General features: G+C 65.9%; 25 protein-coding genes and 1 tRNA gene. 1 reads left to right on the top strand and 25 read right to left on the bottom strand.

What is annotated here, in order from left to right; genetic code table 11:
- Positions 1-96 precede the first annotated feature (96 nt).
- From QFZ50_RS09055 to QFZ50_RS08965, 19 genes are all read right to left on the bottom strand, one after another.
- Positions 97-957, bottom strand: coding sequence for a hypothetical protein (locus QFZ50_RS09055; protein WP_307083519.1), 861 nt, complete (start codon positions 955-957; stop codon positions 97-99).
- A complete protein-coding gene (locus tag QFZ50_RS09050) occupies positions 957-2069 on the bottom strand; it encodes a Gp37-like protein (protein ID WP_307083517.1) in 1113 nt (370 codons plus the stop codon). The genes QFZ50_RS09055 and QFZ50_RS09050 overlap by 1 nt, the downstream gene beginning before the upstream one ends.
- Positions 2069-3016 carry a hypothetical protein gene (locus tag QFZ50_RS09045; RefSeq protein WP_307083515.1) on the bottom strand — a complete coding sequence of 316 codons (948 nt, stop codon included), beginning with the start codon at positions 3014-3016 and terminating at the stop codon, positions 2069-2071. Before QFZ50_RS09045 ends, QFZ50_RS09050 begins: the two co-directional genes overlap by 1 nt.
- Entirely contained in the window at positions 3013-6129 is a 3117-nt protein-coding gene (locus QFZ50_RS09040; RefSeq protein WP_307083514.1) for a hypothetical protein, read from the bottom strand. Before QFZ50_RS09040 ends, QFZ50_RS09045 begins: the two co-directional genes overlap by 4 nt.
- 3 nt (positions 6130-6132) lie before the next feature.
- The gene (locus QFZ50_RS09035) at positions 6133-6333 is read right to left on the bottom strand and encodes a hypothetical protein (protein WP_307083512.1); all 201 of its coding nucleotides are present in this window, start codon (positions 6331-6333) and stop codon (positions 6133-6135) included.
- A 110-nt stretch (positions 6334-6443) separates the two neighbouring features.
- Positions 6444-6836, bottom strand: a complete 393-nt coding sequence (locus QFZ50_RS09030) for a hypothetical protein (protein ID WP_307083511.1) — start codon at positions 6834-6836, stop codon at positions 6444-6446.
- A gap of 96 nt (positions 6837-6932) precedes the next feature.
- Positions 6933-7499: a hypothetical protein gene (locus QFZ50_RS09025; protein WP_307083510.1), complete on the bottom strand. Its 567-nt coding sequence runs from the start codon at positions 7497-7499 to the stop codon at positions 6933-6935.
- Positions 7500-7571: 72 nt separating this feature from the next.
- On the bottom strand, positions 7572-7979 hold the full coding sequence (locus tag QFZ50_RS09020) for a hypothetical protein (RefSeq protein WP_307083509.1): 408 nt from the start codon (positions 7977-7979) through the stop codon (positions 7572-7574).
- Positions 7972-8247 (bottom strand): hypothetical protein, encoded by a 276-nt coding sequence (locus QFZ50_RS09015; RefSeq protein ID WP_307083507.1) that lies wholly within the window; start codon positions 8245-8247, stop codon positions 7972-7974. The genes QFZ50_RS09020 and QFZ50_RS09015 overlap by 8 nt, the downstream gene beginning before the upstream one ends.
- Positions 8247-8597 (bottom strand): hypothetical protein, encoded by a 351-nt coding sequence (locus tag QFZ50_RS09010; RefSeq protein ID WP_307083506.1) that lies wholly within the window; start codon positions 8595-8597, stop codon positions 8247-8249. Before QFZ50_RS09010 ends, QFZ50_RS09015 begins: the two co-directional genes overlap by 1 nt.
- Positions 8581-8940, bottom strand: coding sequence for a hypothetical protein (locus QFZ50_RS09005; protein WP_307083504.1), 360 nt, complete (start codon positions 8938-8940; stop codon positions 8581-8583). The genes QFZ50_RS09010 and QFZ50_RS09005 overlap by 17 nt, the downstream gene beginning before the upstream one ends.
- Positions 8941-8962: 22 nt before the next feature.
- Positions 8963-9268, bottom strand: a complete 306-nt coding sequence (locus QFZ50_RS09000; protein WP_307083503.1) for a hypothetical protein — start codon at positions 9266-9268, stop codon at positions 8963-8965.
- Between the two features lie 2 nt (positions 9269-9270).
- On the bottom strand, positions 9271-10191 hold the full coding sequence (locus QFZ50_RS08995) for a phage major capsid protein (RefSeq protein WP_307083502.1): 921 nt from the start codon (positions 10189-10191) through the stop codon (positions 9271-9273).
- Between the two features lie 28 nt (positions 10192-10219).
- Positions 10220-10807: a hypothetical protein gene (locus tag QFZ50_RS08990; protein WP_307083500.1), complete on the bottom strand. Its 588-nt coding sequence runs from the start codon at positions 10805-10807 to the stop codon at positions 10220-10222.
- A gap of 70 nt (positions 10808-10877) precedes the next feature.
- Positions 10878-12212, bottom strand: coding sequence for a phage portal protein (locus QFZ50_RS08985; RefSeq protein ID WP_307083498.1), 1335 nt, complete (start codon positions 12210-12212; stop codon positions 10878-10880).
- 4 nt (positions 12213-12216) lie between these two features.
- A complete protein-coding gene (locus QFZ50_RS08980; RefSeq protein WP_307083497.1) occupies positions 12217-13698 on the bottom strand; it encodes a hypothetical protein in 1482 nt (493 codons plus the stop codon).
- Positions 13658-13888, bottom strand: a complete 231-nt coding sequence (locus tag QFZ50_RS08975; RefSeq protein WP_307083496.1) for a hypothetical protein — start codon at positions 13886-13888, stop codon at positions 13658-13660. Before QFZ50_RS08975 ends, QFZ50_RS08980 begins: the two co-directional genes overlap by 41 nt.
- Before the next feature lie 318 nt (positions 13889-14206).
- Positions 14207-14629: a hypothetical protein gene (locus QFZ50_RS08970; RefSeq protein WP_307083495.1), complete on the bottom strand. Its 423-nt coding sequence runs from the start codon at positions 14627-14629 to the stop codon at positions 14207-14209.
- Positions 14630-14639: 10 nt separating this feature from the next.
- Positions 14640-14909, bottom strand: a complete 270-nt coding sequence (locus QFZ50_RS08965) for an HNH endonuclease (protein ID WP_307083494.1) — start codon at positions 14907-14909, stop codon at positions 14640-14642.
- A 184-nt stretch (positions 14910-15093) separates the two neighbouring features.
- On the opposite strand from QFZ50_RS08965, the gene QFZ50_RS08960 reads away from it, so the two are divergent.
- Complete coding sequence (locus QFZ50_RS08960; protein ID WP_307083493.1) at positions 15094-15327, top strand: hypothetical protein; 234 nt, start codon at positions 15094-15096, stop codon at positions 15325-15327.
- A 285-nt stretch (positions 15328-15612) separates the two neighbouring features.
- Here QFZ50_RS08960 and QFZ50_RS08955 read toward each other — a convergent pair.
- The 6 genes from QFZ50_RS08955 to QFZ50_RS08930 form a co-directional block, all read right to left on the bottom strand.
- Positions 15613-15682 (bottom strand) — tRNA-OTHER (locus tag QFZ50_RS08955).
- Between the two features lie 133 nt (positions 15683-15815).
- Complete coding sequence (locus QFZ50_RS08950; protein ID WP_307083492.1) at positions 15816-16466, bottom strand: DUF7341 domain-containing protein; 651 nt, start codon at positions 16464-16466, stop codon at positions 15816-15818.
- A gap of 205 nt (positions 16467-16671) precedes the next feature.
- Entirely contained in the window at positions 16672-17037 is a 366-nt protein-coding gene (locus QFZ50_RS08945; protein ID WP_307083491.1) for a putative PDDEXK endonuclease, read from the bottom strand.
- Positions 17034-17450, bottom strand: a complete 417-nt coding sequence (locus QFZ50_RS08940; RefSeq protein ID WP_307083490.1) for a hypothetical protein — start codon at positions 17448-17450, stop codon at positions 17034-17036. The genes QFZ50_RS08945 and QFZ50_RS08940 overlap by 4 nt, the downstream gene beginning before the upstream one ends.
- Positions 17450-17791: a DUF4406 domain-containing protein gene (locus QFZ50_RS08935; RefSeq protein ID WP_307083489.1), complete on the bottom strand. Its 342-nt coding sequence runs from the start codon at positions 17789-17791 to the stop codon at positions 17450-17452. The genes QFZ50_RS08940 and QFZ50_RS08935 overlap by 1 nt, the downstream gene beginning before the upstream one ends.
- Positions 17772-18215 (bottom strand): hypothetical protein, encoded by a 444-nt coding sequence (locus tag QFZ50_RS08930; RefSeq protein ID WP_307083487.1) that lies wholly within the window; start codon positions 18213-18215, stop codon positions 17772-17774. Before QFZ50_RS08930 ends, QFZ50_RS08935 begins: the two co-directional genes overlap by 20 nt.
- Between the last annotated feature and the right edge of the window lie 39 nt (positions 18216-18254).

Below are 18254 nucleotides of genomic sequence, written 5' to 3'. Positions count from 1 at the left end.
TGTCTCCGGTACCCGTGCGGGCATATCGTTTTCTCGATTCGTTGTGTTCGTGCGGGTGAGTGGCCCGTCGTGTTAGCGCACGACGGGCCACGCCTCTTAGTAGCCCAGGACGACGACGTCGACGGTGAAGCCAGCGTTCGGGTCCTTGGCCCCGGTATCGCCCCTGTAGAGGCGCCACCGGACCCGCCCGTTCACGAGCTCGACCTTGCGGTAGTCCTTGGACGCCCCACCGCCGAACGTCTGATCGGTGAACAGGACCGCGGTGACAGCGTTGGGGAACGCGGGGAAGAACGTGTCGACCTCCGCGTTCGCATTCGATGTCCCATCCACGGGAATGAGCTTCGCCTGCAGGGGCTGGGCCTGCAGCGGGTACACCTTCCATGCGAACGACCCCCCGTTCGCGGCGTCGTACTCGTAGCAGTGGAGGTTCGACCCGATTTTCACCCGGGCGCCTTCGCGCTGCAGCTGGTCACGACCCAACACCTCAGCCGCCTCAACGCCACCGTTCCCGGCCCACGCCCGGAGATCCACGATGTCCTGCACGACCGTGTTCCCGGCCTGGATTCGGACCAGTGCGATTTCCTGATCACTAATCTGTCCCGGCGCGTTCTCGTGCGCGGGGATCTTCTTCTCCGCGGTGCCAGGGATGATCACGAAATTCGTGGATGCCGGCGTTGACCAGTTGCGGCGGGCTGCGAGCAGGAACCACTGCGACCCCGATGCAACCAGGGGCAGGGATCGCGTGTCGTAGTCGGGGAAGTCGTCCATGACACCGTCGCCGACGCCGATGCCCCCGTTGATGCGGATCCCGCGGTCCAGCCCGGGCTGCACGGTGACCTTCCAGTCCTCCTCGCCACCGACGCTGAATCGGGCGCCGGACACGCGGGTCAGCCAGTCGGCGAGGATCGCCGAGTTCACCGACCCCGGGTAGCCGTAGCTTTCAGGTGCTCCTGCCATTACGTGCCTACTCTCAGATCGGTGACGCCTCTGGCGAGGGTCGTGATGGCTTTCATGAGTTGCTCCATGGGGTCGTCCTTCGGCCCGATGACCGCTGAAAGGGACAGGCCGTTCGATCGTGACCAGTCGAGGCTGACTTCCCGCACGACGTCGGTGACCTCGATGCCGGGGCCCACGACGGCGGTGACGATGTCTCCCGGCTTCACGCCCTTCGGCCCGAAGATCCGGAAGTTGTTTGACTCCGCCAGGTCCACGGTCAGCGTTGCTACGGGCGCTGTCTCGTTCAGTGCTTCCTGCCCGCGCATCGCGTGGGTGACCGAGTCAGCCGTGTCCCGGGCGTCTTGGAAGACCTCGATGACGTCGCCCCATTCAGCCTCGCGGGCGGCGGAGGCGAAGGGGATGAACTCGCGGAGGTCCCCGGATCCCTGCGCGCCGATTACGCCGCGGGTAGCTTCCGGTGCGGCCCGGGAGAACTGCCACTTCCTGACCACCCTCGACTGCTCAGTCAGCTTCGTGACCCGCACCTTCGGCACGTAGCAGTCCAACAGCAGCCCGCCGGGGATCATCTCCACGGACACCCCGATCCCGGCGGCGTCGACCGCGGGAAACAGCCGGTCGAACAGAGGGTGCATCCGCAGGGACACGTCCACCAAGCCGCCTCGGGACTGGTCCGGGGCGACCGTCAGTGGGTATTCGGACCGGTGAAGGATGTTCTGCCGTGCCGCGGCCTTCACCACGGACTCGGCGTTGTCTCGCATTGTCCAGTACGCGCCGTCGTCGCCCTGCTGGGTGATCGCCTTCATGGGCGCTGGCCAGCCGAGGAAGTTCGACAACAGACGGAAGTCCGACTGGACGCTGAACTCAAGCGTCCTCGGAGGCTCGCTGCTCCCACTGGCCAGGCGCACGGGCCCGGAGATGAGGTGCTCGCCCCGGTACCGAATTCGCAGCCGTGTGCCCGGCTCGATCAGCATGCCGGCCCGCTTGTGGTTCGCCGGAATCGAAAACGTAGCCTCGCTGATCGCGTTGTGCCGGATCGTGGCCTTCAGCGAGGTCACGCTCCCCAGCGGCGCCCGCCACTGGTAGTTCCTGTCGAAGATCGCGAACTGGAACATCAGACCCCCATCAGGCGCAGCGGTGTGAACTCGACCTGCACCTTGCCGGTGCCGTCCATGGCGAGGCTCAGCTTCACGTCCTCACCCGGAGGGATGGGCGGCGGCCCGAAGTCGGGCAGCTGGTCCATGACGTCGTCTCCGTCGAGTTCGGCGATGAGGTCGAGGGGGTCGGAGTTGAGGATCAGCTTCGATCCTTCGGGGATGGGGAAGTCGATGGGTGTCACGACGCCGGCGACGCCGACCTCGACGGTCTTCGTGGGCCCGAAGACCGTCCACTTCGCGTACGACTCGACGTCGCCCCTGTTCGTGACGACAGCCGACGCGAGGTTCGAGGAAGGGCTGATGAAGAAGTCCGGCCCATACCCGGTGGGCCCGAAGAAGTCGACCTGCTCACCGGTCTCCCACACCTTAATGACCGGCTCGTCCTCCCAGAACGGCTGCTCAGGCAGGAGTGGAATGCCGTAGGCCATCCACCCGCGCCTGCCCGGGTCCCGGTCGTAGACGTAGCTGTCCGGGCTGCCCAGGCGGAGGGTGAGCGAGAACTTCTCGCCCCTCGAGGGAATCTCGACCGTCCACACGCCCGTCTTACCCGGACGGAGCGTCTTCCAGAACGCCCGGTGCCGTTCCACCCACGCATCCGTCGACGGGATGTCATCGGTCGCCGTGCCGGTGTAGATGATGATGTTCCAGTAGACCTTGCGGCCTGTGGCGAGCCAGCCGTCCCACTCGACGCCGTGCACGACCGGGGAGTCGTGCGTGTAGTTCACGAGCTCCGGCATCCCAAGCCCCTCGAGGCCCTCCGCTGCCAGGGCGACACCGGTGGTCGGGTCGGAGATCTCCCACACCGAGCCATCCCAGCCCGTCCACGTATGGCGCACTCCGCGCCAGCGCTTCAGGAGGGCTGGGATGACCGGTACGTATGGTGCGGCGTAGGCGAGGTTGATCATCCGACTCGTGCCACCCTTCTCAGGTCGTTGAGTGTCACGCCGCGGCGGACTTCGGTTTTGAACTCGTCCACGATGTGCTCCGGGTTGCCGTAGACCGGCCCGTTGAAGTTCACCTGCACACCCGCTGCCCCAGCCCCGCCGGCGGAACCCCCACCTGCGACCGAGGAGGTGCCCGAGAGGGAGGCCGCGCCGGTGACCCGTGCGGCCGCCTGCTGTACCCTCCCGGCCTGGCCTTCGATCGCGTCAGCGAAGTCGTTGACCAGTGCCTTGCCGGAGTACGTGGTGTACCCGCGACCAGAGAACGGGCCACGCTTGGCCGGGGAGAACGGGAAGAACTCGCGGACGCGGTCCATGGCGTTCCCGACCGCGCTGGTGATGTTCCCGATCATCCCGGTGATGCCGTCGAGGAAGCCCTGCATCAGCGACCGTCCCGAGTTGATGAGGAGGCCACCGAGGTTCCCGAGCGCGCCGGTGATCTTCCCCGGCACGCCCATGACGAACGAGACGAGGTCCGTGAACTTGCCGACCGCAGCGGACCGGGCATCCTCGACGTAACCGCCGACGATCCGCCCAATGGCGCCAAGACCAGCGATGCCGGCCTGCACGCGCCCCGGGATGGACTGCACGAACGACACGATGCCGTTCCAGATCGAATCCCAGACGCCCTTCACCGCCGTGAGGCCCGCCCGCACGATGGACCCGACGATCGCGAGGGCCCCGGTGATGATCGCGACCACAGTGTTGAAGACACCCTGGACGATGTTCTTGATGCCGTCCCACACCTGCGACCAGTTCCCGGTGATGAGGCCGGTGACGACCTGGATGATGCCCTGGATGATCTGCATCGCTGCCATGATCACCGTCGCGATGACCTGAAACACGGTCACGACGACTGGCAGGAGCGCCTGGATGATCGGGATCAGCGTGCCCGCGATCTGGGTGATCAGGGGCGCGATGGCGCCGATGAGCGCCCCGAAGATGGACACCACAGGCGGCAGGATCGCCGTCACGAGGTTGATCAGGATCGGCGCGAGCTGCCCCACCAGCGTCGTAATCAGCGGGATGACCGCCGTGACGACGCCGAGGATCACCGGGACGAGCGTGGTGAACGCCTGCCCTACCATCCCGATAAGGGTCCCGATGGTGGGCAGGAGGGCCACGAGCACGCCGGAGAGGATCCCGACGAGCTGCGAGAACAACGGTGTGACCTGCGCGAGAGTGGCCCCGAGCACGGGCCCGATCTGAGCGGCCAGTGCCTGGATCATGCCGGCGATCTGTGGGAGGACCGGCAGGAGTGCTTGGAATACCAGCCCGAATGGGGACAGCATCGGCAGGAGACCCAGCACCTGCGGCCCGAGGGTTTGGAAAGCGGTGATGATCGTGTCGATCACGGTCCGGATGGTGGTGCCAATGGCCTCGAAAGGCCCGCCGCCACTGAACCCGGTCGGGTTACTCAGCCCGGCCCAGAAGTCCTTCGCCGCCCCGATGACCCCATCGAAGGCACCTCGGAGTGTCTGCCCGAACGCCAGGATGGGGTTCAGGTTTGCGCCGTAGCTCGCTGCGACGTCCGCCGGCATCTTGAAGCCGCCGATGATGGTCTTGACGAAGTTGACCGAGGTGATGAACGCTTCGCGGATCCGGAACAGGGCGCCGACGACGGGGGAGTCTTCCTCGACGCCGAAGGCCTCTCGGAAGGCTCCGGTGAAGTCGCCCTTCCCGAAGAGGTCGCGAAGACCAGTGAAGCCGAGACCTATCCGCTCCACGGTCCCCTTGACGGCCGCCTCAGCCTTCGGGAAGCCATTCACGAGGGCCGTGGTGACCGCCGTGATGGCTGGGAGGAATGCTGTGCCGAGCGAGGCTTTCGCGTTGCCCCACAGCGAGTTGAGGCGCTGCTGCTGGCCGGCGAGGGTGTTGGACTCCTTCGCGAAGTTCCCATGAGCGTCCGCAGTCTGCTTCATCACCAGAGACAGGGTCGCCGCCTGCTGGGCTTCAGCGGACAGCGCACCATCGACCTTCTCGAAGCCGAGGGCAGCCGCCTCCGCGTCGATCTTCGCCTGTGACAGCGACACCCCGTACTTCTCGATCGGGTCCCGCTCACCCTTGAGGGCCGACGACAGGGCGCCGACAGCGTCCGACGTCGTCCCACCGAACATCGACGCGAGATCCGCGCCAAGCCCGATGAGGTCATTCGTCTTGGGGGCGAGCTCCTCCATGGCGGTGCCGCCGTTTTTCAGCTGCGCACCGATGAGCGTCCCGAGCTCGTTGTACTCGTTCTTCGTCAGCCCGACGTCGGTCGCGGCGCTCGAGGCCCACGCGTTGATCTGGCCCGAGCTGTCCTTGAAGATCGCGCTGACAGCACCGACCGACTGCTCGAGCTCGGCGGCACTGGTGATGCTGGACTTGAAGAAGCTGACCGCCTGGTCGACCGCGAACACTGCGGCGAGGGCTCCCATGGCCTTCTTGATGCCGGACACGAAGGCGCTACCGGACTCCCGGCCACCCGAGTCCGAGACGCGGACAGCGTCGTCGGCCTCGTCTTTGACGGCCTTGGAGATGTTCAGCTTCCCCTTGAGCCCGTCCCAGCCGCGGGCGAAGCGGCTCGAAGCGATCTCGGACGACGTCCCAACCTCTTCGGTCGCGTCCGCGAGCTGCTTTTGTGAAGCCTGCAGGGTCTCCGAGGATGCCTTCGTCTTGTCCTGCGCGGTGGTGAGCTTCCGTTTCGCGCCCTCGAGGCGCTCCTCAGCGGCCACCAGGCGTGCCGAACCGGCCTCCCCCTTGGCCCGTACGTCCGCGAGGGCCGCCTCAGCGACACGGACCTTGCCTGCGGCGTCCTGCTCCTGCAGGCGGGCCGTGGACAGCGCCTTGGACGCACTCGCCACTGAAGCCTGCAGCTTCTTCGCGGAATCGGCGCCGACGTTCCCGGCGCCAGTCGTGAACGCGGACGAGAACGCCCGTCCCGACGACTGGCCCGCGGACGATGAGGCGGACGAGAAGATCCGGCCGAACCTGCTGGCCGATTCCTTGCCCGCCCCATCGACCTCGGAGGTGACTGCGGAGCGGAAGCCCTTGAACGTCGGAAAGACCGGGATTGTTGCATTTCCGACTTCAGCCACGGGTTACTCCTCAGGGTTGCGGATCTGCGCGAAAGCGCTGGAAGCGCGGAGTCGCTGCACGAGTACTGCGCGTTCTTCGTCGGTGACTTCGGCTTCGGCGTCGGGCCACGGCCAGTCGAGCTCGAGCGGCTGTTCCTTCTCGCCCCGGGTGGCTTGGTGCACCCGGAGGAGGGTCATGCCGGCGTAGAACTCTTCACGGCTCATGGGGTACTTCCAGCCCGCGAGCGAAGCGAAGAAGTGGGAGCTCTGGTCCTTCTGAAGCTCAGCGACGAGGTCGATCGCTTCAGGGAAGGGGATGCTCTTGCCGACTTCGCCTACTGAGGTTCCGAATCGGTGCCGGAAGTCGTAGGTGAGGGCTGGTCGGTGCTCCCCGATGAGTCTGAGGAGCCCTGCGATTCCCCCAGGCTCGCTCCGAACCGCTTGCCGAGGGCCTCGGAGAACTGCATGAGGATCTGTATGGCTTCGGCACCATCGGAGAGCCCGCGGAGCATCTTCGCGTCGTCCTCGGACATGATGCTGTTCATGATGAACTCGGGCGCTTCGGTCTCTTCGACGTCATCGATCTTCATCATCTGCATGAGGCGATCGAACGGGACGAGGAGGCTGACGGACTTCTCGCCGTCGTAGGTCTGGCACTTCAGGTTGGTTTCGACCACCTGGAACTTCGGCTTGGGGCCGGGTTCGGGCTTTTTCTTGGGGTCGGTCATGATGGGCTCCTAGCTGGTGATGGGTGCGATGGGTGTAGCTGTGGCCCGTGTCCACCCATCAGGGACACGGGCCACAGGTCTAGAAGGGGCCGGAGGTTAGCCGGCAGCCGCGACGGCGAGGGTGTTCCACTCCGCGAAGTGGTCGTTGTCGAGCTCCTCGGAGCGGGAGACGTTGAAGACGACCTCCGTGCCGCGGACCTCGCCGCGGGTGTTCCGCTGCTCCGTCACGGACTGGATGGACACGTTGGGGGCGACGCGTCGCTCGATGGCGCCGTTCTTGAAGATGATCTCCGTGAACGCGACGTACTTGACGTCTGTGCCACCGCCGTCGACGGTCATGTAGCCGTTCGCGTCGTACGTCTTGCCGCGGGTGAGCTCGCGGACGACCGGGTCGGTCTGGGCGAGGGTCACGCTGATCGTGACGTTCGCCAGGCCGGACGGGATCGAGAAGCCCTCCTGGAAGAACTCGATCGGGTCCCCGTCGGCTTCCATGGCCCATTCGGGGGCGCCGTCCGTGGTGAACAGGCCCGGCACCTTGTAGGCGGCCGGCAGGGTGAAGCCGATGACACCTCCCTCGGAAGGGGACGGGATGTCGGTACCGAAGGGTGCGAGGCCGATGAAACCAGTGACCGGCACTCCAACTTTTGTTACGTCATTCGCCATGACAAGGCTCCTTTGAATGGAAGTGCCGCCCACGTTTGGACGGCCGGGATGGAGGGTATTGCTGTGATGGGGCTAGAGGGGCTGTCCGACGACGGACAGGGTCGCGGTCAGGTACCGCCGGGACTGGGTCGATTCCTCGGGCGCCTTGTAGGGCCCGTTCACCCCGAGCACCGCGGCGACTGGGTTGCCGGGCTCGACCCGGGCACAGTCGCGGATGATCGCGGCGACCAGGCGGGACAGGTTCGCCGCTTCCTGCTTGTTCGCGGCGAGGATCGTGACGCCCACAGCGGCCTCAGCGGTGACCACGGACGTGTCCGGGCCGCCGTCGTACCGGACGACCACCGTGCGGGGCTTGGCTGGGCTGGGGAACTCGTCGGATACGAACACCCCGGCCGCGTACGCCTCGGGGCGCAGGGCTAGTTCCCGGCGGATGTACCCGGTCAGCCACAGCTCGAGGTCTGCATGAATGACGCTAGCCACGCTTCACGCCCCTGACCGCCCTAGCCATGTTCCCGGTCCGTGACTCGATGAGCAGGCTCTTCGGGTCCGATGCCTCGACTACCGCGACGTTCCGTCGTGCGCTGCGCTTCACCTTTACCGTGATGCTGCCCTTGTATGCGCCGGAGTCGACCGGGGCGGACGACACAGCAGCAGAGCGGATCTGCTCGGCCTTGTCGACGCACATCTGCGTCAGCTCGGGCCCGGTACCGATCTCGGAGAAGAACGAGTCGTTGGGTTCGAAAGGCATCAGCCGTCCACCTTCCGGATGGCGAACTCGCTGCCCGGTGACCAGCCGGTGAACGGGTTCGGGCTGGTCAGGATGTCGCCCTGGACCTCCCACAGCCCGCTCCGGGCCTCGATGCGGTCGTGGGCTCGGATGTCCTCGTCGGGACCGCAGTAGATGCTCATCTGGGTGATGACCTGGGATCGGGAATCGTTGACCGCTTCGACGGTGGAAGACGCAGCGATCGCCACGCCCTCCACCGTCAGCCTGTCAGGATCCGACCAGTCACCGAGCGTCTGCTCGTTCGAGTACGGGTCGAGGACGAGCCGCCGGCGCACCCGGACGACCGTCTCACCATCAGGCAGGGGAAACATGGTCCTCCCCGATGGCTTCGTTCGCGATGTCCTCGAGTTCCGTCTCCGGCTCGTACGTGTCGACCCGATTGTTGAACCGGATGTGGTCCGGCGCCGGCGTCCGGTAGGTGCGGGTGCCGGTGTTCCCGGTGATCGAGTCGAGGGTTTCGAGCTCGGCGGGCAGGAACCACGCCCCAAGGGAGCTGGCCGAGTTCCACCGTGCGGAGAACGGGCCAGCCCCTTCGGAGTCGATCATCTGCTTGAGCTTGTCGAGACGCCGCTGCACTGCGTCGGCGACTGTCACGAGGAACAGCGGTTCGAGGTCAGCCGTGAGGCTCGCCCCGTACCGCCGCTCGAGCAGCACCTTCAGTGCAGCGACCCAACCCTCAACTCGCGGTGTTTGCGCCGCGCTTGGTGGTTTTGACAGGAGGGGTGTCACCTTCGCCAGAGTCAGTTCCACTGTCACCCTCCGCTTCCTTGGTAGCTTCCGCGGCCTTGGCCGCTTCAGCTTCCTTCTCGGCTTCCGCAGCCTTGGCTGCCTCTTCCGCTTCCTTGGCGGCCCTCTCGGCCTCCGCGGCGTCGGCAGCGGACGTGTCCTCGGCCCAGCCCCGTTCCGTGTAGAACGGGGCCGAATCCTCGTCAACGACGACCGTCCGGCCCGACTTCTCGTGCTTCAGTTCGACGTTGGGCATGATCAGGCCCCCGATGCTGCAGTGAGCGCCGAGACCGGCGAGTGGCGGGTGCCCTCGGTGCCGACGACGTCGGCGAGGGTGTAGGCGTACCGGGCCCGGAAGCGCAGCGCGACCTGGTCGTTCTCCGCGAGGTTGACGCCGTCGATGGTGGCCTCGGTGAGGAACTTCACCTGGATGTCGGTGCGGACACCGATGAGGACCGAGGACGTGTCCGCGACGAGGCCGAGGGCCTTGGTGCGGTCCCACGCGCCGTTCTTGTTCCAGTACGCGTCGAGGCCGGCGACGTTGTCGACGGATCCCGCGGCGGAGGACAGGGACGGCAGGTAGATCGGGGAGCCGTCAGCGTTGCGGAGGTTCGCGAGCTTGAACTTGAACCCGCCGCGGGCGAGGAACGCGTCCGGGTTGGCCCCGGAGTCATCCACGGACTCGGCTGCCTGGAAGATCGACCCGACGAGGTCGTCCTCACCGGCGCCCACCTGGTAGATCTGGCCGGCGGCCGTCGCAGCGGCGAAGAGGTCCGGGGACGTCCACGCTGCGGGCTTGCCGGTGCCGAACAGGACCGCGCCGTCGAGGGTGCGACCCACGGCCTCGCCACCGAGCGCTGCGGCGTTGGCGAGCAGGTCGTCGGTGGCGTCCTCGAGGTCTTCCTCGTTGAGGACGATGATCGCGGCGATCTCCTGCGCCTCGAGGCGCTTGTTCTCGAACGAGAACTTCGTGTTCGGCTTCTTGCGGGTCGCCGCGGTCTCACCGACGAACGATGCGGTGGGACGGGTCGCCAGTGCAGGCATGTTCTGCACCTTCGCGCCCATGGGGACGGTCGTGAACGCGGACAGGACGGTCGACGTCGCTGCGGCGCGGTTCAGGAGGGTGTCGCTGTACTCCTCTTCGATGAGAGCAGCAATGTCAGCTCGGGTGATAGCCATGGTGGTTCTCCTTCAAGAACGGGGGAGGTTACTGGCCGCCGCGGTATTCGCGGAGCGCAGCAGCCGCACGGGACTTCCCCGCGGGCTTGGTTTCAGTCGATTCGGAACCCTGCTTGGGCTTCGGGCGCTGCCGGACGGCCGGGCCGCCGGTGGTCTTGAGCAGGTAGGGCTTGTCCTTCGCGATCGCCTCGAGGCGGTCCTTGATCGCTTTCGCGTCAGGTCCGTCGTCGCCGATCTCGACGGTGCTGATGTCACCGAACAGGGCGATGGCGTCCTTCGGGTCGGAGAAGTCGAGAGAGGCCGCAGTGGCCTTGATCTCGGCGTTCACGATCCGGGTGGTGAACTTCCCTGTGACCTCGTTGGCGCCCTCAGCCTTCGCAGCGTCGATTGCTTTCTGCTGCTCCGTCTTGGAGGACTCCTTGAACTGGTCGTACTCGGTGGCCTTGGCCTTCAGGGTGTCGTAGTCCGCGAACTTGTTGCGTTCGCGTGCCACGCGGTCCTGAATGATGCGGTCGAGGTCAGCCTGTGACGCGGGAGGCGTGAATGCGCTCTCCTGCTGCTGTCCGGCCTGCTCGCCGGGCTGCTGCTGGCCCTCGGTGCCCTGGGTGTCGCCCATGTGGGTTCCTTCTTCCGTGAATCCGTCGATATGACCGGCGATTTGAGCAGCCGCCGTGACTGCGTCCCCGTTACTCGGGTGGGTTCTGCTGCTGCAGGTCCGTGAGGCCCTGCAGGGTCTGTTGGGTGTTCGCTTGGACGGCGGCGGGAAGGGCTTGGGTGCCGTTCTCCCGCACGTACTCGGCGGCTTCGAGGGCGTCGGTCTTCGACCAGCCCGGGATCATCGCGAACAGCATCTCCAGCGGCGCACCAACGGTCTGGAGCTTCACGATGGAGTCGCTGATCTGCGCAAGGGAGCGGGTCGACGTGTCGGCCCAGTGGACCTGCGACGAGGTATCCGATGCGGCGTCGTCGTAGTTGAGGATCGCCGCGGCCTTCCGGAGCGCGAGCTCGTACCCTTCGCCCATGACGACCTGGTGGTCGGCGATGTTCCGGAAGTAGCCGGACTCGGCGGCCGCGATGCCCTCCGCGCTCATGTTCACGATCGCGCCGAGCAGGTAGTGCGGTGGGACCTGGCAGACGGCCGACAGGTGCTTGATGTGCGTGTCGACGGCGTCCGCGACCTGCTTGATGTCCGACGCAGGGAACGACCCCCACCGGGTTTCCGGGTCCGTTGAGTGCAGGAGCGAGTCCACGGACGGGCGGACCATCGCGTTCCCGGCCTCATCCTTGGCGATGTTCCCGCCGGACTGGTTCTTCTGCGGGAACGCGCCGTACCGCTGCACCATCTGCAGGGTGAACGTGGCGTCCACAATCCGCTTGTAGACCGGGATGGCCGGCTCAATGGAGGACTTCGGGAAGCCATCCATGGCGAACTCGTTCGCGATCATCGTGACCGGGTTGACGCCCATCTCGTGGGCGACGAACTCGAGCTTCTCGATCTTCTGCGGGGTGCCCGTGATCGTGTACTGGCCCTCGGAGTCGAAGAACATCCACCGCTTGTCGCTGACCTTGTGCAGGGCGTAGGTGGGGGAGTCGTCCCACGGGTCGTCCTTGGTCGAGTACGTGGTGTGCGCCGACAGAGGCCGCATCACGACGCCGTCGCCCTCCGCGGGGAGGTCGAGGAGGTACCCATAGCCGAGGCCGATGACCTCGCGGTTCAGGACGACCTGCCGGGCGTCCATCCCGTTGGCCTGCCATGCCTCTTTCCACGTCCCGTCATGCGAGTACCCGTCGATGGCCGTGCCCTGAGCGATGCAGTCGCGGACGAACAGCAGCCAGGGGGAGCGGGCCTTCGTGAGGAGGTCCTTGTACTCGGTGTCAGCGTTCTCGGGCATCCACGTCTTGTTCAGGCCGCCCTCGATGCTCTTCTGCAGCCATCGGAGGCGGGCCCACTGTGTGCGGGCGCCCTTCATCATGTCGCCGTCGCTTATGAGAGCGGAAAGCTCGCTGCTGCTAAGGGCCACGCTCTCACCTGATTCCTGTCACTACGCCCGGTTCTTTCGCGGGGTTGGCTTCTGCCTTCTTGACGCCCCAGTGCGCGAGGGTCGCGGACTGGATCTGCGTGATCGGCTCGGTCGGGTCAGACTGGTCCCACGTGAGTCCGCCGACAAGTGGTCGGGTGGTCGCGTGCCGAAGGGACTGCAGGAGGTCGTCCTGCCCGCGGTGGACGACGAGGCCAGCGTTGATGGACTCGACCATCGAGCCAAACGCCCCAGCGACCTCGCCGGCATTCACGGCCATGTACTTCACGCCGGCCGCCGTGAGATCCGTGAGGATCGGCCCACAGTTCTTCTCATCGAGGACCACGAGCGCCGGTTTCAGGTCCTTGACCATCGCAGCGACCGCTGCAGGCACCCAGAGCGTCTGCACGCGGGTGTCGCGGGTCTCAACGAAGATCCTGTCGCCGGACCTCGACGCAGCGGACACTGTCGCGTACCCGCCGCCCCTGCCGAGGCTGATCGCCAGCACCGGGGGGTCCCCCAGAACAGCCGAAGCGTCTGCAGAGCCGTTCCAGACGTCGAGTTTGACCTCGTTGTGTATGGCTTCCTGCTCCGGGCGCCGATTCGGCCACACGCTGCACCGCTCCCGGGCGAACGAGGACTTATCGGCCCCTGCCCGAACGTGCTGCTCGGCGATCGTCTCCGTCCGGATCCGGATGTCCTTCGCAGGGTTCGAATCGGCCCACACCTGCTCGCTCGAGAGGTCGATAACGTCGGCGAGGTCCGGGTCTTCTGAACCCTCCGGGGACCACTCCGCCCAGCCCGTCCGATCGCGTACAGGGGAGCGGCCGCGGTCGCGGACACCCTCGAACACCTCGGAGTCGTTCAGGCCCTCCTCGGGAACGGTGCCCGTGTAGAGCTCCTGCCGGTTCGGGACCGCTGACTGCGTGTAGGTGAGCGCGTTACGAGCTGCGACGCCCAGTTCCTGGGCCTCGTCGTACACGATGACGTCGGCGGAGAAGCCGCGGCCCGAGTTCTTGGACCGGGCCACGAATTTGATGCGGTTACCAAGGCTCTTTTGCCCCGGCTGCCGCTTCAGGAGGATCTCGGCGGTGTTGCCCTTGTAGATCTGCTCCACACGCTCATTTAGGCGCGGAACGGACTCGATGACTCCCCGGAGCCGGTCGAACCCGTCCATCGCGGTCTTGAACTCGTGCGCCGTGTGCAGGATCGACTTCCGCCGCCGGTCCAGCCGCGGGAAGAGGAACAGGTGAGCCAGGTCGTAGGCGACGAGGATCTCGCCCTTGCCGTTCTGGCGGGCAACGAGAACTCCAAACTCTGTCGCCGCCCACTCGTTCGACTCATCCACCGCGAACAGCCCGTCGATGACGTACGACTGCCAGTCATCGAGCAGGATCCCGCACAGCTTCGCGAACTGTGAGACCTTCGGGCCGAGCGTGCCGACAGAATCAGGACGCTTCTCGATCCTTGGGCGCTGGGAACCCAACAACGTTGGAGAGGTCGCCGTTGAAGAACTCATCGAACGGGTCGACCTCCTTCACGCCACTACTCAGGCCAGCGAGCTCTACCAGCAGCTCGGAGTGGCGTTTGGACAGCGGGGCAAGCTTCGACGGCTCGACGTCACCCATCGCGGCCTCCACCAGGCGCAGATTCCACTCCAGCGACTGCTGACGGGTCATCCCAGCCTTCGGAGCCTCAGCAGGAGGCCTCTCGGCAGCCGTGGGCTCGTCCTCACGCCGCTGACGCACCTGGTCCCGCGAACGGTCCACCGAAGCCTGCCGGCAAGCCGCATCCACGGCCTCGCCATCCCGGAGATGCCGTTTGTAGGCCGAATACGTCCCGCAAGGGGCCTTAGCACGGGGCATCAGGACCTCCTCGGTAGTGGGCGCCTCTCAAATGGTGCGAAAACACGAAATGGTGCGCAGGAAAAAATGCCACGAGCAGGCGGGAAGTAGGCAGGAGATCGGGGGTTGGGGGGTACCCCCGGGGTCTGTTCGCTAGTGCTTGGTGGAGAAGGTGTAGAAGTCGGCGCTCATGCCGTCGTGCACTGTGGGTCTGATGCTGAGCAGCTTCCCTACGTGCTCTGCCTTCTCTGCTGCACCGAGTCGGGCTTCGTGCTCTGCGTCTTCTCGCCTGTACCCGAGGATCATGACCTCGACCGTGTCAGGTGCTGGCTCTACGTCGGGTACAGCTGGCGGCTTGGCTGTGGCGTCTGAGTACCCGAGGGACTCAGTGATCGCCGTGTGCTGCGGGTGCTGGTCGAAGCTGTCATCGATGAGGCGAGGCAGGGCGCCTGTGCTCCTACCCCTGAGCTTGGCTGCGCTGCCCACGTACTCGTAGGTGCCAGGCTCGAGGCCGGATTCCTTCGCGGCCCATACGCCTGCGCGCTTGTTGCCTGCGAATACCAGTGTCTTGTCCACGGTCGTGTCCTTATCCTGGTGGGCGGATGGTCGGTGCTGCACTGTCGGACTTGATGCTGTTGCAGCGGCGGTGCATGGGGTCGAGGTCCTGTGCGTACAGGTGACCGCCGTTGTTCACCGCGTCCGGGTGGTCAGCGGTGAATGACATGGCGTGTGTGGCTGGGAGCGTGTAGTCGATGGGCTTCCCACACCAGGCACAGTCGCGGCCTTCACGTCGGAGGCGTTGCTGCTTCCGCCTGTACGCCCTGTGTCCCTTGCCGTTGCGGATGCTCGACGTCATCGGCCCTGCCCCTGTACGGGGCGGGCCTTCGATCGTTCCTGCCGGCACTCAGCACACAGCCCGTTCGCTTCCCCCACGTTGGGGCAGTAGTCCGCAGTGCAGGGCCGCATGGTTCGCCTCCGCCTATCCGTCCGTCAGTGCCCCGGCTTACTCTTGGTGCACTGGTCTCTACCGAAGGAATGCAATGACACTGGATGCTGCTGTCGCCGACTATGTTCGCCGCGGTTACGCCGTTGAATCCCGCACGAATACTCAGGCCGTGATGGCGAAGAAGCGTCGCATCGGCTGGTTCTGGAACATCCTGCTGAGCATCGTCACCGGTGGCCTGTGGCTCATCGTGGTGATTGTGCGTCTGATCAACCGGAAGGTCGACCGCGTCGTGTTGAACGCGGATCCGACGGGCATGCTGATCAGGTAGCTGGTGGGTGCTGGCGTCTCCCGACGAGCAGCCAACCAGGTGGCCCCTGACACGGGCCGTTCACCCCGAACGGCAATAGGTAGCGAACACTCTGCCCGGGCGTGATCTGTGAAGTGTTGGAGCCTCTGCCTGTATCAGCCGCAGGTCTGAGGCGGTTGCCCGGTGTTGCGTCCGGCTTGTGCCTCGAGCTGCCCTGGACGAGTGGGGCGGGCGCTCTAGCTGGCCGTGACGAGATACCCACGCACTTAGCCTGACGAGCAGGAACCAGCGGTGGTGGGGATTGAGTAGGAACGGCAGGAATCGAACCTGCATCACTTGGCGCCAAGTTCAAGCTCTGCCATTGAGCTACATCCCCATGGCTCCCTGCATGGAAGAAGCCCGGCACCGTGTGGGGGGACAGGTGCCGGGCCTCTCATTCAGGAGACTACAGCGACCGAAAATTCAGACACTTCGGTAGCGCAAGATCATTCTATGCAGAATGACGCAGGTCACGCAACAACGCTGGGTCGATCGTTCTCCTGCACCTTGGCGCTCATGGCATCGCGCAGCCAGTGCAGCTGCTCACCCTCCCACTGGGCGGCACATGACTGGCACGTCACCGTCCCCCCAACCGCGATGAGGACCGAGCAGATCTTCGTCTCGCCGTCCACGACGACCTCCTGCTTCGCCCAGCCGCAGTGCGGGCAGGCGCCGACGATCTCGGTGGACCGTTGAGGGTGAACGATCGCGAGGATAGCTGACACCCAGCCCGCCGTTGCGAGCCTGGCGTCCTCGACGTCCTTATCGCCGGCGGACAAGAGATGAGCCACCCATCGCCGGAGGTTCCCCTCGACGTCGGACGTGGGGACGCGGGCGACACCTGCCCAGGTCTGGTACCTCTCCGCGCACTTCCCTTTGATCTCCTCGAGGAGGTTCAGGGCCGACACGTCGAGGGGCAGCCCAGCGGTCGCAGCGCCGCCGGTGTTGCCGCCGGCGGATGCCCCGATGCACTTCCTGAGCTGGTCGAGGAGGGATGGGACGGTGCCGTGCACGTCCTCGGTGATGAGCTCGCCGTCGACGCGGTACATGGCCTTGTGTCGGCGGGTGTGTTCACGGGTGAGCTGGTGCACGTTGGAGTGCACCTCGGTCAGGGCGTCCATGCTCGGGCCCCGTTCCGGTTCCCGGCTCGCAGGTTCGCCAAGTTCTCTGCTTCCCTCGCGAGCGAAGCGCGGGCCTCCCTGGCTGCCCGCTGGTCGTCCTCCTGCTTGTGGTGGCTGCAGGTGCGCTGCCTCCCACACGTCCCGTAGGGGGTCCAGCAGCACCCCCGCTTGCAGGTGTTTGTGTGGGGGATGGGGTTGAGTGGCATCAGATTCCTTCGAGGTGGTCGCGGTTGCCGTTGAGAATGGCGGCGAGGTCGCCGACGGTGAGGGTGACCCACTGGTCCTGCGGCTTCCCCTTCCCGTGGCGTTTGTGGACGATGAGTCCGGCAAGTGCGTCGTCGTTGCCTCGTTCGGTTTCGGCTTCGGCCGCCCAGGTGCCGAGGCTGATCTTCGCGGTGTTCTTGCACTCGAGGACGAGCTTCTGCCCGTGGATTCGGACGCCGCCGATGTCGCCGCGGTCCTTCGCCCCGTTCTTCGGTCGCCTGTCGATCCGGTCGTCCACGGTGTCCCGCAGGTAGTCGGCGACGCCACGCTCGAAGCTGGCGCCCTTCTGCCGGTGGTACGTGGTCATGCGACGGCCTTCCTGAGTCGCACGCGGTTCGCCTCTGCGCACGGCTCGCATGGCTTCTCGCCGCGCACGAGGTGACGCTGGTAGGCGGCAGTGGTCCCGCAGGGCTTCAGTTCCCTGGGTTTCCTGCGGCTCGCCTTCGAGGCCGCCCGGTACTCCCGGTTGGCGATGGTGCACGGCTCACAGGGGCGTTCGTTGGAGCGCATGTGCCGGAAGTACGCTCCACGCGTCCCGCAGGGGTGGCGGTCGCTCCTCGGGGCGCGGGTGGTTTTGAGGCCGCGGTCGCTCGCCTTCGACGCGGCACGCTTCCGCGGCTCGGTGGCACCGATCTCCTTCTCGATCTGCGCTTCCATCTCCGGGGTGATGACGAGGCGGACTGCTGGGCGACGTGGGGCGCCGTACTGGTAGCCGGGCATCAGGCCACCAGCTTCGCGTGGTGGAGCCAGTCGGAGGCGAGCTTGTTGTCGAGCTCGAGGTCGACAGCGAGCGTGTACTCGACCATGGCGCCGCGGCTGACCTCCCAGCCGGGCAACAGTGCGATGCCGTCCGCCTGAATGAGCTGAGCGATGGCGAGGCGCATGTACCCCTGCCACGTCTCAGGCTCCGGTTTCGGGTTCTCGGCCGGGTTCAAAACGGTGTAGCCGGCTGCGCGGAGCTTGGCCGCTGCTTCGTGGAAGGCCGGGTAGTTGAAGTCGGGAAGCCCGGACATCGGTCCGGCCAGGTAGAGCGTGGTTGGGCTAGAAGGGTGGGGTGTCATTGGTGCTGGTCTCCTTGGTTGGTGGTGTGGGTGGGAGTGGTGTTCCGAGGGTGTTGGTGCAGTGGTGTTGGGGGACGACTGGGTGGGTGTCGTGTTCGGGTGGGTGTCCGCGAATGTGGTGGATGGTGCGGCGTTGGAGTGTGCGGTTGCGGGTGTCGTAGTCGTAGGTGTGTCTGCCGGCCAGGAGGGCGGTGAGTTCGTCGGTGCTGGTGAGGGTGTGGGGGTCGGCGGTGTTGGGGATGAGGGTGCGGGTGTCTTCGAGGGCGTTGAGGGTGGGCTTGCCACAGGTGGGGCATTGGCCGGTGGTTGTGGTGTGTGCCCAGGCGTTGAGTGGTTGGCGCCGTCGGGTTTTCGTGGTGGTCGCGGCTGGCGGTGTGGGTGCTGCGAAGAGTGCGGGCTGGGTTTGGCCACCAGTACCTACCACCCCCCTCCCTAAAGGTCGGGGGGAGGTGGGTTCCTCCTG

The organism is Arthrobacter agilis, from assembly GCF_030816075.1.
Taxonomy (GTDB): domain Bacteria; phylum Actinomycetota; class Actinomycetes; order Actinomycetales; family Micrococcaceae; genus Arthrobacter_D; species Arthrobacter_D agilis_E.
The sequence above is the reverse complement of the archived record's forward strand: the minus strand, read 5'-3'. Positions and strand labels throughout refer to the sequence as shown.